Origin of the sequence: Lactiplantibacillus xiangfangensis (genome assembly GCF_001438845.1) — a bacterium.
Classification (GTDB): Bacteria; Bacillota; Bacilli; order Lactobacillales; family Lactobacillaceae; genus Lactiplantibacillus; species Lactiplantibacillus xiangfangensis.
In genome coordinates, this window is the sequence record NZ_JQCL01000014.1 from 1 (window position 1) to 266 (window position 266).

Below are 266 nucleotides of genomic sequence, written 5' to 3' on the forward strand. Positions count from 1 at the left end.
TATACTTTGACTTAACGTTTCCTATATGATATAGTTTCGGTGATTATTTCTAATATGATTGGAGGAATCGTTATGTCTAAAAGTAACTTAGAAAAACAAGAAGCTAAATTAAAAGCCCTTAATCAAAAAATTAAGGACGAAAAAAATAAGATTGAACAACGGCTAGGTAAACAAATCATCAGTCAAGCCAATTTAGATTATGCTAATTTGTCTAACGATCAGATTAAGCTTTTAGCCAAGCAATTTTCTGAATTTTTAAAGGTAAA

At 28.6% G+C, this 266-nt stretch carries 1 protein-coding gene; it reads left to right on the forward strand.

All coding sequences use genetic code 11. From position 1 onward, the window contains the following. Window positions 1–54: 54 nt before the first annotated feature. Window positions 55–266, forward strand: a 212-nt coding sequence (locus IV64_RS01680) for a hypothetical protein (RefSeq protein ID WP_083491534.1), incomplete at its 3' end; no start/stop codon positions are given.